At 72.4% G+C, this 20,092-nt stretch carries 14 protein-coding genes; 8 read left to right on the plus strand and 6 right to left on the minus strand.

Features of this window, described 5'->3' with window-relative positions; all coding sequences use genetic code 11:
• The first annotated feature begins 5 nt into the window (after window positions 1-5).
• The 3 genes from ACWGO8_RS01745 to ACWGO8_RS01755 are packed head-to-tail and all read left to right on the plus strand — an operon-like array spanning window position 6 to window position 3,210.
• Window positions 6-878 carry a glycosyltransferase family 2 protein gene (locus ACWGO8_RS01745; protein WP_452041427.1) on the plus strand — a complete coding sequence of 291 codons (873 nt, stop codon included), beginning with the start codon at window positions 6-8 and terminating at the stop codon, window positions 876-878.
• The gene (locus ACWGO8_RS01750) at window positions 875-2,122 is read left to right on the plus strand and encodes a hypothetical protein (protein WP_452041428.1); all 1,248 of its coding nucleotides are present in this window, start codon (window positions 875-877) and stop codon (window positions 2,120-2,122) included. Before ACWGO8_RS01745 ends, ACWGO8_RS01750 begins: the two co-directional genes overlap by 4 nt.
• Entirely contained in the window at window positions 2,119-3,210 is a 1,092-nt protein-coding gene (locus tag ACWGO8_RS01755; protein WP_452041429.1) for a glycosyltransferase family 4 protein, read from the plus strand. Before ACWGO8_RS01750 ends, ACWGO8_RS01755 begins: the two co-directional genes overlap by 4 nt.
• Here the strand turns inward: ACWGO8_RS01755 and ACWGO8_RS01760 are convergent.
• The 5 genes from ACWGO8_RS01760 to ACWGO8_RS01780 are packed head-to-tail and all read right to left on the minus strand — an operon-like array spanning window position 3,197 to window position 8,030.
• A complete protein-coding gene (locus ACWGO8_RS01760) occupies window positions 3,197-4,354 on the minus strand; it encodes a glycosyltransferase family 4 protein (protein WP_452041430.1) in 1,158 nt (385 codons plus the stop codon). The genes ACWGO8_RS01755 and ACWGO8_RS01760 overlap by 14 nt on opposite strands.
• Complete coding sequence (locus ACWGO8_RS01765) at window positions 4,347-5,978, minus strand: DUF2142 domain-containing protein (RefSeq protein WP_452041431.1); 1,632 nt, start codon at window positions 5,976-5,978, stop codon at window positions 4,347-4,349. The genes ACWGO8_RS01760 and ACWGO8_RS01765 overlap by 8 nt, the downstream gene beginning before the upstream one ends.
• 4 nt (window positions 5,979-5,982) lie before the next feature.
• Window positions 5,983-6,975 carry a UDP-glucose 4-epimerase GalE gene (gene galE / locus ACWGO8_RS01770; RefSeq protein WP_452041432.1) on the minus strand — a complete coding sequence of 331 codons (993 nt, stop codon included), beginning with the start codon at window positions 6,973-6,975 and terminating at the stop codon, window positions 5,983-5,985.
• Window positions 6,972-7,376, minus strand: coding sequence for a DUF2304 family protein (locus ACWGO8_RS01775; protein ID WP_452041433.1), 405 nt, complete (start codon window positions 7,374-7,376; stop codon window positions 6,972-6,974). The genes galE and ACWGO8_RS01775 overlap by 4 nt, the downstream gene beginning before the upstream one ends.
• A gap of 6 nt (window positions 7,377-7,382) precedes the next feature.
• The gene (locus ACWGO8_RS01780) at window positions 7,383-8,030 is read right to left on the minus strand and encodes a glycosyltransferase family 2 protein (protein WP_452041434.1); all 648 of its coding nucleotides are present in this window, start codon (window positions 8,028-8,030) and stop codon (window positions 7,383-7,385) included.
• A 188-nt stretch (window positions 8,031-8,218) separates the two neighbouring features.
• On the opposite strand from ACWGO8_RS01780, the gene ACWGO8_RS01785 reads away from it, so the two are divergent.
• From ACWGO8_RS01785 to ACWGO8_RS01805, 5 genes are all read left to right on the plus strand, one after another.
• Window positions 8,219-9,502, plus strand: coding sequence for a hypothetical protein (locus tag ACWGO8_RS01785; protein WP_452041435.1), 1,284 nt, complete (start codon window positions 8,219-8,221; stop codon window positions 9,500-9,502).
• Window positions 9,499-10,635: a glycosyltransferase family 4 protein gene (locus tag ACWGO8_RS01790; RefSeq protein ID WP_452041436.1), complete on the plus strand. Its 1,137-nt coding sequence runs from the start codon at window positions 9,499-9,501 to the stop codon at window positions 10,633-10,635. Before ACWGO8_RS01785 ends, ACWGO8_RS01790 begins: the two co-directional genes overlap by 4 nt.
• Window positions 10,636-10,751: 116 nt before the next feature.
• Window positions 10,752-11,645, plus strand: coding sequence for a DUF7402 domain-containing protein (locus tag ACWGO8_RS01795; RefSeq protein WP_452041437.1), 894 nt, complete (start codon window positions 10,752-10,754; stop codon window positions 11,643-11,645).
• 163 nt (window positions 11,646-11,808) lie between these two features.
• On the plus strand, window positions 11,809-15,123 hold the full coding sequence (locus ACWGO8_RS01800; RefSeq protein ID WP_452041438.1) for a PIG-L family deacetylase: 3,315 nt from the start codon (window positions 11,809-11,811) through the stop codon (window positions 15,121-15,123).
• Window positions 15,124-15,300: 177 nt separating this feature from the next.
• Entirely contained in the window at window positions 15,301-18,537 is a 3,237-nt protein-coding gene (locus ACWGO8_RS01805; protein WP_452041439.1) for a DUF7402 domain-containing protein, read from the plus strand.
• Between the two features lie 145 nt (window positions 18,538-18,682).
• On the opposite strand, the gene ACWGO8_RS01810 is transcribed toward ACWGO8_RS01805, so the two are convergent.
• Window positions 18,683-20,056: a hypothetical protein gene (locus ACWGO8_RS01810; protein WP_452041440.1), complete on the minus strand. Its 1,374-nt coding sequence runs from the start codon at window positions 20,054-20,056 to the stop codon at window positions 18,683-18,685.
• Window positions 20,057-20,092: the final 36 nt, after the last annotated feature.

Raw genomic sequence — 20,092 nt, forward strand, 5'->3', positions numbered from 1 at the left:
GTGCGATGAATCTGGGTCTCGTGGTCTCGACGCTCGGCCGGGCCGAACCGCTCGAGCGGCTGCTGCGATCCCTCGCCCCGCAGGTCGGCCCCGACGACCGGATCGTGCTCGTCGCGCAGGACAATCGCGACCAGGTGGAGCGCCTCGCGGCGCGCTTCCGCGGCGCGGACGTCGCCATCGACGTGACCACGTCGGAACGGGGCGCCTCCCGCGGCCGCAACGCCGGCGTCGCCGCGCTCCCCGCCGGCGAGCGGCTCCTGCACTTCCCCAACGACACGACGTGGTTCCCCGACGGGAGCGTCGCGGCCATTCGGGCAGCGTCGGGCTCGGTCGCGGCCGGCGCCCTGACCGTCGTCGACGAGCACGGCCCGAAGTTCACGCTGCCTGCGTCCGGCACGCCGCTCGACCGCTGGAACGTGTGGAGCGTCATCGAGATGGGACTGCTCATGCGCCGCTCGGTGTTCGACGAGGTCGGCGGGTTCGACCCCGACCTCGGAACGGGCGCGCCCACGCCGTGGCAGGCCGGCGAGGCGACTGACCTGCTGCTGCGGATGGCCGAGCGGCGTCCCGACCTCGCGACGGCGTTCGCGTGGCTCCCGCCCGACGTGGCCGTCGGCGGCGTCGCCGACCCGTCGGGTCTCTCGACGCACGAACGACGCCGCAAGCTGCGCGCCTACGGGCGCGGGCTCGGACGACTCGTCGTGCGGCATCCGTACCCGTGGTGGTGGCGCTTCGCGTTCGTGTTCGGCGGGCTCGCCTTCGGGCTGCGCCATCGGGCGACGAACACCGTCGGCGATGGCTGGTGGGTGTTCCTCGGCCGTGCCGAGGGGACGCTCGGGCGCACGTTCGGCGGCTCGAACGAGGCGGTGACGCGGTGACCGAGCCGATGCCCGGGCCGCTCCGGATGCGACGCGCCGCGATGAGCCTCATCACGCTCCTCGGCGGCGTCTCCCTGGCCGTCATCCCCGCCGCGACGGTGTCGATCTCGTCGCGCCTCTTCACGGTCGAAGACCAGGGCGTGCTCGCCGTGGCCGTGCTCGTGGCCACGTTCGCCGGCCAGCTCACCTTCGCGGTCGTCGTGGAGTCGCGGCTCAGCTCCGCGGCGACCGAGCGGCGCGTGGTCTTCCCGCTGTGGCTCGCCGCGATCTCGGTCCTCACCGCGCTCGTGCTCGCGATCATCCCGCCGAACGCGATCGCGCTGGCGATCGGCCTGCCGATCCTCATCGCCGCGCTCGAGGTCGGACGCGGCGTGTCGGTCGCCGAGCGGCTCGATCGGCGCGAGATCGCGGCATCCGTCGCCGTCGGACTCGGCGCCCTCATCGGCGTGCTCGCCGGACTCGCCGGGCAGCAATGGGCGCTCATCCCGCTCGTGGTCGGCATCGCCGTCGCGACGTGCGTGCGGTGCCTGCCCGTCACGCACCGCGCGAGCCGGCCCGAACCGGCCGTCATGGGCTGGGTGGTGGCCGACACGGCGATCACCGGCGTGATCTACCCGCTGCTCAACACGATGATCCTCGCGTTCCTCGGCTCGGCCGACGCCGTGCTGTTCACGTCGATCGCGACCGTGTCGGGCCTGCTCGCCATCCCCCTGAACTTCATGCGGCTGCGCCTCCTCAAGGAGCACTCGCGGCTCGACATCGTCGTCTCGGGCGCCTCGGTGCTCGCGGCCGTCGTCGCGCTGCTCGTGCTCGAGTTCACGGGCGTGTTCGCCTTCGTCTTCGGCGAGGCGTGGACCGAGTCCGCGACGCTCGTGCCGCTGCTGCTCGCCTGTGCCTGGCGCGCGGCGTCGCTCGCGACGACCATCCCCTTCGCCGCGCTGCGGCGCGCCGGCGAGGTGCGGCTCGTGACCGGGCTGCGTGCGGCCGTGTCGGTGCTCACGTTCGCGCTCGCGGCCCTCGGCCTCGCCGCGCAGAGCCTGTCGGCCGTGTTCCTCGGGCTGCTCGCGGCCGAGCTGGCGTCGGCGGTGGTGTACGAGGTCGCCCGGCGGCGACGGCTGGCGCGGGGCATCCGCGAGGCCGCAGCGGCCGAGGGCCGCGCCGGCCGCACCGCCGAAGCCGCCGACGCCACCGATGCCGACGCCCCCGATGCCGACGCGGCGCTCGAGCCGGGCGGCGACGCATGAGACGCGTGCTCGTCGACCTGCTCTTCTACACGGGCACGAAGGGCGGCATGGAGTCGTACGTGCGCGAGGTGTACTCGCGCTTCTCGGCCGACGACGCCGACCTCGAGTTCGTCGGATGGGCGTCGACCGAGCTCGCCGCGACCGACACGTCGTGGTTCCCCGGGCGCGTGGTGGACTCGGGCATCAGCGGCGAGGACCGCGTGGCGTGGGCCCGTGGCGAGCTCGTCGCCGTCGCGAGCGCAGCCCGCCGACTCGGGGCCGACCTCGTGCACTGCCCGGCGAACTTCGGGCCGTGGCGCTCGCGCGTGCCCGTCGTGCTCACCGTGCACGACCTGCTCGCCTTCCGGCACCCCGAGTACGTGCCGGGCGCGTACTCGCGCATCCTCCGCACCATGATCCGCTTCGCCGCCCGGGCCGCGACGCGGGTGCTCACCGTGAGCCGCGCGTCGCGCGACGACATCGTCGAGTTCCTGCGCGTGCGGGCCGACCGGGTGGTCGTCACGCCGCTCGCCGGGTCGCGCGTCGTGGCCGACGCGGGGGGTGCTGCGCGACGCGACGACCGGCTCCTCGCGGTGGGCAACCGGATGCCGCACAAGGGCTTCGAGACCCTCCTCGAGGCGTTGGCCCGGCTCGACGCCGACGCCCGGCCGCACCTCGTCATCACGGGCAGCCACGGCGACGACCCGCTCGCGCCCGTCGTCGACCGCCTCGGCCTCGGCGGCTCGGTGACCCTGCGCGGTTGGCTCTCGCGCGACGAGCTCGACACCCTCTACGCCGAGTCGACGGCGCTGGTGTTCCCCACCCGGTTCGAGGGGTTCGGCCTCCCACCGCTCGAGGCGATGGCGCGCGGATGCCCCGTCATCGTGTCCGACCTCCCCGTCATGCACGAGGTCGCGGGCGACGCCGCCGTCTACGTCGACCCGACCGATCCCGGCGCGATCGCCGGGGCGATCCGGTCGCTGCTCGACTCCCCTGACGAGCGCGAGCGGATGTCGCGCGCCGGCCTCGCCCGCGCCGCGGAGTTCTCGTGGGACACCACCGCAGCCGCCACGCGGTCGGCGCTGCTCGACGCGCTCAGCGCGAGCTGACCGCCCGCCACCGCTCCACGAGCTGCGTCACCGAACCAGCAAGCGACCGCGCACGCCGCTCGCGCGCGAACCAGGCCGCGGTCGAGCGCCGAAGCGGTTCGCCGCCCGCGACGGCGCGCACGATCGCGGCGCCGAGCACGTCGGGTGCGGCGGATGCCGCGACGAACCCGTTCTCGCCGTCGACCACCAGTTCCGCCGCCGCGTTGTCCTCGCCGGCGACGACGACCGAGGGGGTGCCGTGCGACGCCGCCTCGGCGACCACCAGGCCGAAGCCCTCGCGCGCGGACGGGTTCACGAGCACCGCCGCATCGCCCATCAGCCGCTCGAGCTCCGCGTCGGGCACCCGGCCCGCGAAGCGCACGGCGTCGGCGACGCCCGCGGCCTCGGCGGCACGTCGGGCCGCGCCGGTCTCGGAGCCCGAGCCCGCGACGACCGCTTCGAGCGCGGGAACCTCTGCTCGCGCCGCCGCGAGCGCGGGCGGCAGCGCATCGAGCCGCTTGTCGGGGATGTGCCGGCCCACGAAGAGCGCGAACGGCGGCGTCGCCGTCGGGCGTGCGGCATCCGTGCCCTCGCCGACGAGGTCGACCAGCCCGAGCACGATCGGATCGGCCCGCCGCCGGTAGCGCCGCAGCCGGTCGCGGGTGAAGCCGCTGTTCACGGTCTGGATGCGGCCGACGTGCACGCCGAGCGACTGGAGCACGAACGCCACGGTGCCGACGAGCGCGCCCGAGTACGTGCGCCACTTTCGCCAGGTCCAGATCTCGAGCCAGTCGGTCGCCACGACCGTGCGCGTGCCGAGGAGCGCCAACCGCACCGCGAACACGTTGAGCACGGGCAGCGCCGCGACGACCACGAGGTCGTGGTCGCGGCGGTGGCGCACGAAGTACCGGAACAGTGCGACGGCGAAGGCGACCGCGCTCGACATCTTCCGGGTCCCCACGGCGTCGGCGATGTCGCCGGTCCACACCCCGACGACCGCGAAGCCCGCGTCGGGCCCGACCTCGCGGTCCGTGCGGGTCACGTAGTCGACCGTGCTGCCGCGCTCGCCGAGCAGCTCGGCCATGCGGCGGTACACGCGCTCGCCCCCGCCCGCGTCGAAGGGGAACAGGCAGTCGTACGCGATCGCGACCCGCGGCTCAGCCACGGGCGGGGGCCTCCGCGAGCGGGCGCGGCTCGTCCTCGTCCTCGCGGGCGAGCGGCTGCTCACGTCGCACGATCCACCGCGTCGCGAGGCCGACGAGCGCGACGAGGCCGAGCGAGACGACGACGTAGCCGGCGGTGAGCGCCATCCACCCGAGCGGCGGCTGCCACTGCGGTGCCGTGAACATCTGCGCGAGGGGCGCCTTCGCGATGACATAGCGCACGAGCACCAGCAGGAACGCGAGGACGCCGTAGGCTGCGAGGAGCGAGGTGGTCACCCAGGCCGCGCGCGGCGCGAGGAACGCGACCTCGGGCGCGTCCCGGCCGAGCAGCCAGGCGGCGAGGATCACGACGCCGACGTAGAGGAAGAGGCCGTACCGCCCCTGCCAGATGATGCCGGTCTGGTGCACGCTGTAGCCCTGCACGAGCGCGGGCACGAGGAACGCGGCGAGCACGGCCACCGACAGCACGAGCACGCTGCGGCGGCGGGTGGCGATGAACGCGAGCACCAGGATCACCGCGAGGGCTGCGACGACGAGCCAGTAGGTCCAGATCGGCAGCGGGGTGTCGAACCAGCCGAAGAAGCCGATCGCCTGCTGCAGGTAGTGCGGCGTCAGGCGGATGACGTAGCCGAAGCCCTCGAGGAACGTGCCGCCCACGAGCGGTCCGTCGGAGACGAGGGCCTGGTTGGAGAGGCTGCCGCCCGAGAGCGTCCAGCCGAGCGAGAAGAGCCCGCCGACGGCGATCGCCGCGAGCCACCAGTAGCTCGAGGCCGTCGTGAAGAGTCGCTTCACGGGCGGCCACCCGCTCGCGAGGAAGCAGATGCCCACGATGATCACGAGCCAGAGCGGTCCCAGCGCGCGCGCGTTCAGGAGCACGATCGACGCCACGGTCACGCCCGCCCAGAGCGCCGTGCGCGAGAGGAGCGGACTGGCGCGTCTCGCACGTTCGGGACCTGCACCGTCTTCGGGCGTTCGTGGGGCCGCGGCATCCGCGCGGTACGACTCGAGCAGCCCGAGGACGCCCGCCCACACGGCGACGGCCGCGGCGAGCTCGGCCCCGTTCGGGTTGACCGCGCCGATGAGGTACATGCCCATGGGCGCGGCCGCGAAGGCGATGCCGGCCGGCATCCACCGGGCACGGCTGCCGGATGCCGCGGCGAGGAACGCCCACGCGAGCAGCGCGGCCCCCACCAGCGAGCTCGCGATGCGCATGGCGTAGATGCTCGCGCTGCCGTCGAACAGCAGGCTCGGCCAGCCCACCAGGTAGTAGTAGACGGGGTTGTACGCGCCCACCCACGTGTTGAACCAGGTCTGCGCGTTCGGACCGCCGAACTCGGGCGCGCAGGCCGCCGTCCGCTCGGGATGCTCGGCGTAGCAGAGCGTGTCCTGGCTGTAGTGGTAGCCCTCGGGGAGGTCGACCACGATGTGCCGCACGTCGGGGAGCGTGTAGCCGATGATCTGCCCGCGCACCTGCGCGATCGCCTTCGTGGCGTGGGCGTTCTCGTCGGGGACGCTGAACACCGGCGACGCGAGCGACCAGAGGATGCCGAGGAGCGCGAACACGGCGAATGGCGCAAGGAAGAGGGTCGTGCGCGCACCGCGCGCCGACGCGGCAGCGCTCGTCACGGCGTCAGACTACCGGATTCCGCGACGTCGCCCCGAGGCGCAGGTGCGATGCCCACGCGGACTCGACGATGTCCTGCAGGCCGAGCCGCGCCGACCATCCGGTGAGCTCGCGGATGCGGCCGGGATCGGCCACGACGGCGGGCGGATCCCCGGCCCGGCGATCGCGCACCTCGGGCTCGAGGTCGGCGCCCGCCACGCGGACGATGGCATCGATGACCTCGCGCACCGATGACCCGGTGCCCGTTCCGACGTTCACCGCGACGTGCCCCGGCTCGTTCGCATCGAGGTGGCCGAGCATCGCGAGGTGCGCCTCGGCGAGGTCGAGGACGTGCACGAAGTCGCGCACGCACGTGCCGTCGGCGGTCGGGTAGTCGTCGCCGAAGATGAGCGGCGACGTGCCGGCGTCGATGCGCTCGAACACCATCGGCACGAGGTTCAGCACCGCGGTGTCGCCGAGCTCGGGCCAGCCGGCACCAGCGACGTTGAAGTAGCGCAGGCTCGTCGCCCGCAGCGGGAACGCCGCGGTCGCCGCCTCCACGAGCTGCTCGCCGATGAGCTTCGTCGCGCCGTACGGGTTGATGGGGAGGGTCGCGTGGTCCTCGTCGATCGCACTGCCCTCGGTCGCGCCGTAGACGGCGGCCGACGACGAGAAGACGAGGCGGTGCACGCCCGCGCCCTCCATCGCCTCGAGGAGGTTGGCGAGGGACCCGACGTTCTGCCCGTAGTACCACGCGGGTCGCGCGACGGACTCGTCCACGCGCTTGCGCGCCGCGAAGTGGATGACGGCGTCGACGCGGTGGTCGCGCATGGCGTCGGCGAGCGCCGGGATGGTCGACGGATCGGCCAGGTCGAGCCGGACGAGCGGGAGGTCGCCGATCCGTGCGACGTCGCCGTTCGAGAGGTCGTCGACCACGACGACCTCGTCGCCGCGCTGCACGAGGAGGCGGACGACGTGCGAGCCGATGTAGCCCGCTCCGCCGGTGACGAGGACCCTCACGAGGCCGCGGCCCCGGTCGCGCCCTCTCCGCCGGGCTGCTCGCGCTCGACCTCGCGCTCGACAGGCGCGGGCGCCGACGAGATCGCGACCTGACGCGCGAGCTTGGTGACCTCGCGCTCGAGCTGACGGTGCCGGATCGAGTTCGAGATCGAATTGCCGATGAAGACCACGACGAGCACGTAGAGGACGAGGTCGGTGCCTCGGCCGACGCCCACGAGGTTCGCCAGCCCGTTCACGAGCTCGGGGAACGCGATCGCCACCACCGCGGCGAGCGTCGCGAGCAACAGGAGGATGCGGCGGATCGCGAGGCGGCGCGCGCCGACGGCCGGGAGGATCAGGGCGATCCCGAACACCACGAAGAGGACGATCAGGATGATCTTGATGATGAGTTGGTTGTCCATCGGGGCCTACTTGAAGTACAGATCGCTGAGGATGTTGACGGAGTTCCAGATCGACTGGCCCTTCGACCTGGAGTAGTCGGTGTACACGACGTGCACGGGCATCTCCACGTACCGCAGCTTGTTGCGGCCGATCTCGGCGACGATCTCTGAGGCGTGCGCCATGCGGTTCTGGTCGATGCGGATCGCCGACGCGGCGGTGCGGTTGAACGCGCGCAGCCCGTTGTGCGCGTCGGTGAGCTTCACGCCCGTGCTCAGGTTCTCGAAGAGCACCGCCAACTTCAGGACGACCTTCTTCAGCGCGCCCGGCTTCGTGCGGTCGTCGAGGAACCGCGAGCCCACCACGACGTCGACGGTGCCGGTCGAGAGGCGCTCGACCATCGCGAGCGCGTCCTCGACGCGGTGCTGGCCGTCGGAGTCGAACGTGACGAAGTACTCGGCGTCGGGGTCGCCGAGCGCGTAGTCGAGGCCGGTGCGCAGCGCCGCGCCCTGGCCGAGGTTGAACGGATGCTGCACGACCGACGCGCCGCCTGCGCGGGCTTCGGCGACCGAGTCGTCGGAACTGCCGTCGTCGACGCAGACGATGTTGGGGAAGGTCTGGCGGGCGTGCTCGATCACCTCGCGGACGACCTGCGCTTCGTTGAAGAGCGGGACCACGAGCCACGTGCGACTGGCGATGGAGTTGACGATGATGGTGCTCCGGTCGAATCTTGCATGGGGGCTGCGCTGCTCGCAGACCGCCCCAAGTGTACCGGCGCGTCCCTGCGTCTCCGATCCGCGCACGGCGCGCGGGCGCGATCGACCCCCTTGTTAGGATAGCCCCGGCCTTTTCGAGCGACGGCCGTGTGGAGATTCTCATCGCTAGCAGACTTGGGGGCGGCGCCCCGCTGTTCGCCGCCGCGGTCGTGAGCGGACTGGCCGGACTGGTCGTCACCTGGCTCGTCGCCGCGGTCGCCGGACCCACCACCTACGCCGACTTCGCGGTCTTCTGGGCGCTCCTCTTCTTCATGGTGAGCGTGCTCTTCGGCGTCCAGCAGGAGATGGCGCGCGGCGTGGCCGCCGCAGGTCGTGCCGGTACGACCGCGCCGACCGCGTCGCCCTGGCGTCGGCTCGCCGCCGGCGCCGGAGTCGTCGCCGTTCTCGTGGTGCTCGTGCTCGTGCTGCTCGGCCCGTCGACGCTCGGCCCGGCCTGGGTCACGTGGTCGGTGCCGATCCTCGTCGCCGTGCCGTGCTACGTGTTCGTCGCGGCCATCCAGGGCGCGATGGCCGGCACGGAGCGCTGGCTCGACCTCGCGCTGCTGCTCACCGTCGACGCCGTGCTGCGTCTCGGCTTCACGCTGATCGCCCTCTGGGTGGGCGGCAGCGCCGAAGCGCTCGGCTGGGCCACGGTGCTGCCGATCCCCCTCACCGTCGCGGTGGGCGTGCTCGTCGGCGGCCGCCGACTCCGCGCCGTGCGCGTGGACACGGGACGGGACCGCGACTTCCACTGGAACACGGCGCGTGCGGTCTTCGCCGGCGTCGGCGCGGCGTTCTTCGTCGCCGGGTTCCCCGCCGTGCTGGCCGTGTTCGCCGGGGCGACCGCCCCCGCGCAGTTCGCGACGCTCGTGCTGGTCATCACGCTCACGCGGGCGCCGCTGCTCATGCCGCTGAGCGCCATCCAGTCGCTCCTCGTCGTGCGCTTCACGCACCTCCCCGGCTCGCGGCTCCTGCGCTCGGAGTTCCTGGTGCTCGGCGTCGTCGCGGCGGTCGGCGCGGTCGGCGCCGTGCTCGGCGCGTTCATCGGGCCCCCGCTGCTCAGCGCCCTGTTCGGGTCGGCCTACCAGGTCGAGCCTCTGACGGTGTCCGCCCTCGTGCTCGCCGCGACGGCGATCGCGTGGCTGTACGTGACCGGCCCGGCGACGCTCGCGCGTCAGCTGCACACCCCGTACTCGCTCGGCTGGGCCATCGCCGCCGTCGTCGCGATCGGATGCCTCGCCCTGCCGATGCCGCTCGAGGCCAAGGCCGTGCTCGCGCTGCTCGTCGGCCCGCTCGTGGGAGCCGTCATCCATGTCGTCGCACAGGTGGTGTCGCTGCGCCGAGCCGACGCCGGGGCCCAGCCGATCGCCGAAGACCAGGAGGAGCGGCGTTGAGCCGTCACATCGCGTTCGTCGTCAACAACTACCCGCCCCGCGTCGGCGGCGTCGAGAAGCACGTCGGCGCGCTCTCGAAGCGACTCGTCGCCCTCGGACACCGGGTCACCGTCTTCACGCTCTCCGACGACCCGGGCGTCGCGGTCGAAGACGGCGTGCGCGTGCACCGGCTCCCCCGCCGGTTCCCGGTCGCCGACGTCATCGCATTCCCTCCGCTCGGCACGACCCGCCGGCTCACGGCCGCGATCCGCGAGCACGGCGTCGACGCGCTGTCGACGCACACCCGCTTCTTCCCGATGACCTGGGTGGGCACGCGTGCCGCACGACGGGCGGGCATCCCGTCCCTTCACACCGAGCACGGCTCGGACCACGTGCGCTCGCCCTCGCGCCTCGTCGAGTTCGCGAGCCGGATGGTCGACCGGACGTTCGGCCGTCACTCCCTCCGGCGGTCCACGCGCGTGCTCGCGGTGTCGACGGATGCGGCGGACTTCGTGAAGCGGCTCAGCGGACGCGACTCCGAGCTGTTCGCCAACGCGATCGACCTCGACGAATGGAGCGTCCCGGCATCCGCCCGACCGGCGACGCCGACGCGCCTCGTGTTCGTCGGCCGCCTGGTTCCGGGCAAGGGCTGGGACACGTTCCTCGCGGTCTGCGCGGGCCTCCAGGACACCCTGCGCGAGCGAGGCGTGGAGGCGCACGTGCTGGGCGGCGGACCCGACGCCGACCGCTGCCGCGAGCAGGTCGAGTCGCTCGGCATCGCCGACCTCGTGCACCTGCACGGACCGGCCGACTCGGCGGTCGTGCGCGACGTCCTCGCCGGGGCCGTGCTCGTGAACGCGTCCGTCCTCGCGGAGGGATTCGGCATCACGCTCCTCGAGGCGATGGCGGTCGGCGCGCAGATCGTGACGTACCCGGTTCCGGCGGCGCCGGCCCTGCTCGAGTACGGCGCGCCCGTGCGGCTGGTCGACCCGGTCGATGTCGACGAGCTGACGCGCCAGGCCGCGGAGGCGCTCGAGCATCCGCTGCCGCCGGTCACCGACGAGGCGCTCACGGCATGGTCGTGGCAGACCCGCGCTCGTCAGTACGCCGACATCGTCGACGACGTGCTGGCCACGGCCGACATCGCCCGCTGAACCGGCGACGCGGCGCCTTCGTCGGGCGTCGCGCGTCGCACTGGCCATTCCACGCTCCCGCGACCATCATGGGAGGTGAGTGAGGCGTCCACGCGGGCGCTCAGGAGGTCACGCGAATGCTCGCACGTCTGTTGCCGACCGTCATCGTCGCCGTCGGGGTGGGGGCCGCCGTGGTCGCCACGGGTCCAGCGGCATCCGCGGTCTGCGACCCGACGACGGATGCCGCGGCCTGCGCGACGGCGAAGGCGAGCTCGCAGAACGCCTCGACGAGCCAGACCGCACAGAAGGCCATCGACGGCGTCGCGGGCGGATACCCCGGAGACCACACGACCGAATGGGCCACGATCGGCGGGAAGGCCGGCAGCTGGCTCGCCATCACGTGGCCCGAGGAGCAGCAGGTCGGCTCGGTCGTGTTGAACGACCGGCCGAACGTCGACGACCAGGTCACCGCGGCGACGATCGAGTTCGCCGACGGGACCACCATCATGGTGCCGACGCTGCCCAACTCCGGCGAGGCGCTGCAGCTCGACTTCCTCCCGCGCGCGACCGACACGCTCCGGTTCACGATCGACGCGGTGCGGTCGGGCACGTACAACATCGGCCTGTCCGAGCTCGGCGTCCGCGGCGAGCAGCAGGTGGCGTCGTTCCTCGGCACAAGCCGCACCATCGCCGACGCCGACGGCGTCGCCCGCGTGCTGCCGCGGGCCGTGCAGACCGTCGAGGTGGTCGATGGCCGCCGGCTCCTGAAGATCGACGTGGAGCTCGCCGCGCTGGCCGGACGCGCCTCGACGGGCGCCTCCGACTTCGTCATCGTCGACGCCGACGGCACGAGGTACGAACCCGTCGACGGGCCCGATGAGGGCCTCGGCGACCACGAGCTCGAGGCGGGCGACGAGGCCGCCGGCGCGGTCTACATCGAGGTGCCCGAGCGGTCCCCCGGCCTGCTCCTCGCCTACGGACCGGCATCGACGGGCGACGTCATCGCGACGTGGACGCTGAACGCGCCCTGACCTGACAACCGGCGGCTGTGCCCCCAACGGGGGCGGGTTCAGCGCGCCACGCGGGTCCCCCAAATGACGGACCTCCCCAAACCGGGGGACATCCTTGGCAAAGCAGGTTCCGCCGCGCCCGCACGGTGCTAGTTTCGGCAGTGATTTCTGGGGGACGAGCGCCGTGGCAGAGACATTCCGACGACTCCGTCTCGTGCTCATCTGGGTCGCGGTGACGGCGCTCATCTCCGTGTTCGGAGTGGTCGCGGCGGTGACCCAGGCGACGGCCGCGACGTGCGCGAACGGGCCCACCATGAACGTCGTCGCGCACCAGGACGACGACCTGCTCTTCCAGAACCCGATGATCCTGCAGCGGGTGAAGGCGGGCGGCTGCCTCCGCACCGTGTACGTCACGGCGGGCGACGCCGGCGAGGACGGGAGCTACTGGGGCGACCGCGAGGACGGCGTCCTCGATGCCTACGCCTACATGCTCGGGGTCTCCAACAACTGGACCAAGTCGGATGCCGGGATCTCCGGGCATCCCATCCCGCTGTACACGCTCTCGGGTGCGCCGAACGTCTCGCTCGCGTTCATGCGGCTGCCCGACGGCGACATCGACGGGACGGGCTTCGGGAGCTACGACAACGAGTCGCTGCAGAAGCTCTACGCGCAGTCCATCGGCGAGATCTACGCCGTCGACGCATCCTCGAGCTACACCCTGAACGATCTGGTGGGTACCCTCACCGCCCTGATGACGGCCTACAAGCCCAATTCGGTCAACACACTCGACTACACGGCGACCTACGACGACGGCGACCACAGCGACCACCTCACGGTGGCCTACCTCGCGCTGCTGGCCCAGCAGTCCTACACCACGCCGCACGGCTTCGCGGGCTACCAGGGCTACGAGATCGCCATCCGGCCGAACAACGTCTCCGGCTCGGACCTCTCGAGCAAGACCAACGCCTTCCTCGAGTACGCGCAGTACGACTACCGCACGTGCAACACCGCCTCGGCGTGCGCCAGCCGCCAGGAGGGCGCATGGTTCTCCCGGATGTACACCGTCGGCACGCCGGTCCCCATCCCGACGCCCACGCCCACGCCCACACCCACGCCGACGCCCACCCCGACCCCGACCCCGACGCCGACGCCGACGGGCACGCCCGACCCGACGGCGACTCCGACGCCGACCCCCACGCCGACACCCACGCCCACGCCGCCCCCCACTCCGACCCCGACGAACATGGCGACGGCGGCCGTGGTGTCCGCCAGCTCGCAGAACACGTCGACGCAGCAGACCGCCGCGAAGGCGATCGACGGCGTGATCTCGGGCTACCCCGCCGATGCCACGAAGGAATGGGCGACGGTCGGCGGCAAGGCCGGCAGCACCCTCACCCTGCTCTGGTCGACGCCGCGCACGCTCAGCTCGATCCGCCTCTACGACCGACCGAACACCTCGGACCGCATCACGGGCGGCACGCTGACCTTCTCCGACGGCAACGTCGTCTCCGTCCCAGCACTCGACAACGCCGGGGCGGCCACGACCGTGAGCTTCGCGCCGCGCAGCGTCACGAGCGTGCGCCTGACGGTCACCTCGGTGAGCAGCACGACCTCGAATGTCGGCCTCGCCGAGATCCAGGCGATGGGGTACGTCACGCCGACGCCGACACCCACGCCGACGCCGACCCCGACTCCGACGCCCACACCGACGCCGACGCCGACGCCGACTCCCACCCCGACGCCGACGCCGACTCCCACCCCGACGCCGACGCCGACTCCCACCCCGACGCCGACGCCGACTCCCACCCCGACTCCGACTCCGACGCCCACACCGACGCCCACTCCGACTCCGACGCCCACTCCGACGCCGACGCCCACGCCGACGCCGACTCCGTCCCCGACGCCCACGCCGACCCCCGCCAACGTCGCCGGCTCGGCCGCAGTGACGGCGAGCTCGCAGAACACGTCGACCCAGCAGACGGCCGCCAAGGCGATCGACGGCGTGATCTCGGGGTACCCCGCCGACTCCACGAAGGAGTGGGCGACCGTCGGCGGCAAGGTCGGAAGCACGCTCACCCTGCTCTGGTCGACGCCGCAGACGCTGAGCTCGATCCGGCTGTACGACCGGCCCAACACCGCCGACCAGATCACGAGCGGCACACTCACCTTCTCCGATGGCAGCACGGTGAACGTCCCCTCGCTCAACAACGCCGGCTCCGCGACAACCGTCACCTTCAGCGCCCGGAGCGTCACCAGTGTGCGCCTCACCGTGACCGGCGTCAGCGGCACGACGGCGAACGTGGGACTCGCCGAGATCCAGGCCATGGGTTATGCGTCCAACACGGTCGCACCGAGCGCGACGCCGACGCCCACGCCGACGCCGACCCCGACGCCCACCGCGACGCCGACGCCGACTGCGACCGCGACCCCGACGCCCACGCCGACGCCGACGCCGACACCCACGCCGACCCCGGCGCCGACGCCGACACCCACGCCGACCCCGGCGCCGACGCCGACGCCGACGAACATCGCCGGCGCGGCGGTCGTGTCGGCGAGCTCGCAGAACACCGCGACCCAGCAGACCGCGGCGAAGGCGATCGACGGCGTGATCTCGGGCTACCCGGCCGACTCCACGAAGGAGTGGGCGACCGTCGGTGGCAAGGCCGGCAGCACGCTCACCTTGCTCTGGTCGACGCCGCGCACGCTCAGCTCGATCCGGCTCTACGACCGTCCGAACAGCGATGACCGCATCACCGGCGGCACGCTCACGTTCTCGGACGGCAGCACCGTGACCGTCCCCTCCCTCAACAACGCCGGCTCCGCGACCACCGTCACCTTCAGCGCCCGCAGCGTCACGAGCGTGCGCCTCACGGTGACCTCGGTGAGCAGCACGACGACGAACGTGGGCCTCTCCGAGATCCAGGCCATGGGCTACACCACGGGGGCGACGGGGTCGACCACGAGCTCCCTGCGGGTCACCCCGATCCGCCAGGCGACCGCGGCCGACAAGCCGAAGCCGGGTTCCACGCCGGAACAGGCACGCGACGCCATCGGCAAGGCGCCCGTCGTGATGAAGGGCGCGCAGCGCCGGTCGCTCACGGCCGAGGTGCCATTGGCGCTCGGCACGATCGTCGGCGTGCAGGCGGATGCCGCGCAGCTGCTCGCGCAGCCCACGGCGGTCGCCACGATCGCCGGCGGCGGCGACGACCCAGAGCGCACGCTCCAGGTCGACGTTCGGTTCTCGGTCGAGGGCGACGCGGCCGAGTACTCGGCGGCGATGATCGCGATCGAGGACGCCGACGGCACCCGCTACGCCGCGGACGCGAAGCCCGGACAGCACGGCAACGGACCCAAACCCGACACCGGCATCGTGAACCCCGGTGAGACCGTCGACGCCGTGGCCTACTTCGACGTGCCCAGCCACGCCGAAGCCCTCTCGATCGTGCTGCTCGGCGCCGACGGCTCCGTCATCACGAGCTGGTCGCTCAGCTCGCACTGACGCCCCCCGCCGGCGGGCAGCGAACGCCGCCGCGCGCCCGGAACGACGCCGTTCGTCGTCCCCATCCGGTCCCCCATTCTGCGGACCTCCCCAATACGGGGGACATCCTCCGGAAACGCCGTTCCCCGACCCCCGCGGAATGCTACGTTCGGCAGGACTTCCTGGGAGACGAGTGCCGTGACTGACACCATCCGACGTCTCCGTCTCGTGCTCGTGTGGGTGGCACTGACGGCGATCGTGTGCGTTCTCGGCGTCGTGGCGTCGGCCATGCCGGCAGCAGCGGCGGCGTGTTCGAGCGGCGCTACCATGAACTTCGTCGCCCATGAGGACGACGACCTGCTCTTCCAGAACCCGATGGTCCTGCAGCGCGTGCAGGCCGGCGGATGCCTCCGCACCGTCTACGTCCTTGCCGGCGACGCCGGCGAGGAGGAGACGTACTGGGGCGCCCGCGAGGACGGCGTCGAGGCTGCCTACGCCTACATGATGGGCGTCGCCGACGCGTGGACGACGTCGGACGCCGGCGTCCCGGGGCACCCCATCCGCCTGCGGACGCTCACGGCAGCGCCGAACGTCTCGCTCGCGTTCATGCGACTGCCCGACGGCGCGATGGACGGCGGGGGCTTCGAGCGCTACGACGACGAGTCGCTCCAGAAGCTCTACGCGCAGACCATCCCCGCGATCTACGCCGTCGACGGATCCACGCAGTACTCGCTCGACGAGCTGGTCGCCACCTTCACCGCGCTCATGACGGCCTACCAGCCGAACTCCGTCAACACCCTCGACTACACCGCCACCTACGACGACGGCGACCACAGCGACCACCTCACCGTGGCCTACCTCACGCTGCTCGCGCAGGAGTCCTACACGACACCGCACGGCTTCGCCGGCTACCAGGGCTATGAGATCGCGGGCAAGCCCGAGAACGTGAGCGGCAGCGACCTGACGACGAAGAGCGAGGCCTTCTACCGCTACGCCGAGTACGACTACCGGACGTGCAGCAGCGCGGAGGCGTGCCAGACCTTCTCGGAGAGCCGCTGGCTTCCCAAGATGTACACCGTCGGCACCCCGGTGCCCGTTCCGACGGCCACCCCGACGCCTACGCCGACGCCGACCCCGACGCCGACCGCTGAACCGACGTCCACGCCCGATCCCACTCCGACCCCCACGCCGACACCGACGCCGACACCGACCCCCGACCCGACACCGACGAACCTCGCCGGTTCCGCAGTGGTGAGCGCGACCTCGCAGAACATGTCGAGCGGACAGACGGCGGCGAAAGCGATCGACGGCGTGATCTCGGGCTACCCGGCCGACGCCACGAAGGAGTGGGCGACGTCCGGCGGTCGGCAGGGCACAACGCTGACCCTGCTCTGGTCGACGTCGGTGACGCTCAGCTCGATCCGCCTCTACGACCGTCCGAACACCTCCGACCGCATCACGGGCGGCACGCTGACGTTCTCGAACGGCAGCGTCGTCGCCGTGCCCGCGCTCGACAACGCCGGCGGCGCCACCACCGTGAGCTTCGCCCCGCGGAGCGTCACCAGCGTCCGCCTGACCGTGACGTCGGTCAGCGCGGCGACGGCCAACGTCGGGCTCGCCGAGATCGAGGCGATGGGCTACGTCACCCCGACGGTGACCCCGACCCCGACCCCGACCCCGGAACCCACGCCGACGCCCGAACCCACGCCCACCCCGACGCCCACTCCGACGCCCGAGCCCACGCCCACTCCGACGCCCGAGCCCACGCCCACCCCGACGCCCACTCCGACGCCCGAGCCCACGCCGACGCCCGAGCCCACGCCCACCCCGACGCCCACCCCCACCCCGACGCCGACCCCGACGCCGACGCCGACGAACGTGGCTGGATCGGCCGTGGTGACCGCGAGCTCGCAGAACTCCGCGACCGGCCAGACCGCTGCCAAGGCGATCGACGGAGTGATCTCGGGCTACCCCGCCAGTGCGTCGAACGAATGGTCGACTGTGGGCGGCAGGAACGGCAGCTTCCTCACGCTGATGTGGTCGACCCCGCAGACGCTGAGCTCGATCCGCCTCTACGACCGGCCGAACTCCTCCGACCAGATCACGGGCGCCACCCTGACGTTCTCCAACGGCACGACCGTGCCGGTGCCGGCGCTCAACAACTCTGGTTCGGCCACGACGGTCAGCTTCAGCCCGCGTAGCGTCACCAGCGTTCGCCTCACGGTCACCGGAGTCAGCGACACGACCTCGAACGTCGGGCTGGCCGAGATCCAGGCCATGGGCATCGCCACGCCCACCGCGACGCCCACGCCGACGCCGACTCCCACGCCGACGCCGACTCCCACCCCGACGCCGACCCCCACGCCGACGCCGACCCCCACCCCCACGCCGACCCCCACGCCGACGCCGACCCCCACCCCCACGCCCACGCCCACGCCGACGCCGACCCCGACGAACATCGCCGGATCCGCGGCCGTGACGGCCCTGACGCAGAACACCGCCACCGGCCAAACCGCCGCAAAGGCGATCGACGGCGTGATCTCGGGCTACCCGGCCGACTCCACGAAGGAGTGGGCGACAACGGGCGGCAAGATCGGCAGCACGCTCACGCTGCTCTGGTCGACCCCGCAGACGATCAGCTCGATCCGGCTCTACGACCGGCCGAACCTCGACGACCGCATCAACAGCGGCACGCTCACCTTCTCCGACGGCAGCACGGTGTCGGTGCCCCAGCTCGACAACGCCGGCGCGGCTACGACCCTCAACTTCAGTCCCCGCAGCGTCACGAGCGTGCGCCTCACGGTCGGCACGGTGAGCAGCCAGACCTCGAACGTCGGCCTCGCCGAGATCCAGGTCATGGGCTACGCCACGGGGTCGAGCGCCTTGTCGACGCCGAGCGCCCTGCGGGTCACGCCGATCCGCCAGGCCACGGCGGAGGACGAGCCCACGCCGGGCTCGACGCCCGAGGAGGCGCGCGAGACCATCGGCAAGGCGCCCGTCGTCATGCTGGGCGGCGCGCAGCGCCGGTCGTTCACCGCTCCGTTGCCGTACGCGCTCGGCACGATCGTCGGCGTGCAGGCGGATGCCGCGCAACTGTTCGTGCAGCCGCGCGCCGTGGCATCCGTGGCCGGGGGCGGCGACGCCCCTGAGCGCACGCTCGAGGTCACCACGAGGTTCTCGGTGGAGGGCGACACTGCCGGGTACTCCGCGGCGATGCTCGCGATCGAGGACGCGGCCGGCAACCTCTACGCGGCGGACGCGGAGACCGGACAGCAGGGCGACGGGTCGAAGCCCGTCGGCGGCACGGTGAACCCCGGCGAGACCGTCGACGCGGTGACCACCATCGACGTCCCGAGCGACGCGGCCTCGCTCGCGATCGTGCTGCTCGGCGCCGACGGATCGGTCGTGGCCCGCTGGACGCTCAGCTCGCACTGACGCCCCGGACCGGGTCTCCTCGAGGACGACGTGCCGGAGCGGCATCCGACGCACGCCGCGGCTGCGCCAGACTGCCCACCGCAACGCTCGCGGCACGCGAAACGCCCCTCGGCCGGAGCCGAGGGGCGTTCGCGACGACCGGAGACTAGCCCTGCAGCACCATCGCGAGCGCGAACGTGCCCACGCCCGTGGCGGCCACGACGGGCGTCAGCCAGCGCTTCTCACCCTGCGCGAAGAGCACGCCGGCGCACGCGACCATCGCGGGGATGAGCGCGATGCCGTACCGGGTGGGCATCTCGAAGTAGCCGCCCGAGACGACGATGTTGGCGATCGCGAAGACGGGCAGGCCGATGATCGAGACCGCGAGCACGGAGATGGCGAGCAGCTCGCCGCGCGATCCGGCGCGGGCGCTCGCGACGAGGCCGATGACGCCGCCGGCGATGACGAGCGTGAGGATCACCGAGATCGCGAAGCCGGTCGGGCCGGCGTCGCCCGGCGAGAGCGCGCCCTGGGCGACCCCGGGGAGCGTCTTGAACGCGTCGTTGAGCAGGCGCCGGAGCGTCGGCGGAACGCCGATGCCCTGGTCGGCGGCAGGCCCCGTGGCGAGCAGCATCGACGTGGCGACCCAGGCGACCTCGGTCACCACGCCGGCGACCATCGCCCACAACGCGGCGACCGAGCGGCGGTCGCGGATCCACCGCCGGAACCAGCCACCCACCTCACCGTCGCTGCGTCGCGCCTCCACGGCCGCGATGAGGAGCAGCCACAGCGCCACCACCACGACGGCGAAGAAGTTCTGCAGCTTCAGCGCGGTGACCGCGGCCGCCGCCACAGCGAATCCGACGACCCACCGCGCCTTCGACTCGCGGGTGAGCTCCGCCCCGAGGAACAGCATCAGGCCGCCGGCCAGCATCGCCGTGGCATCCGTGCTGATGTAGGTGTTCGACCAGTAGGCGGGCAGAGACCCGACGATCACCAGTCCGAGGCCGAGCCCGATCCAGGGGTTGACCGACCATCGCCGCAGTGCCGCGTAGAGCAGCAGCACGCCGGCCGCCAGCCAGAGCGCGCCGGCGGCGCGACCCGCGTCGGTGAGCTCGACGCCGAACCACTGCAGCGGCGCGGCGAGCACGCGCGTGATCGCGAAGTAGAGCGGCGTGTACGCCTCCACCGACGTGTAGCCGGCGTTCGGGTACTGGGCGTCGCGACCCTCGCCCTCGGTGGCGCACAGCGCCTCGGGGTAGTACCCGATCGCTCGGACGCCGTGGCACGCGAGGTACTCCCGCGCGTACGACCCGGTCTCCTCGCCGCGCACGACGACGCCCTGGTCCATCACCTTCGCGTAGTAGTCGATGTAGACGTACTCGTCGATGGGCGAGACGGTCGCGTGCCGCGGCACGTGCACGGCGGCGAGTACGAGGCTCGCGATGATCAGGATGACGCCCACGACGGCGTCGCGCCACGTGAAGGTCGGAGCGACGCGTCCGCGCGTCGGGGCCTCGGCCGGGATAGCGGGGATCACGCGGCTCCTTTCAAGTCACAACGACCATAGTGCAGG

The organism is Agromyces sp. NPDC055661, assembly GCF_053618135.1.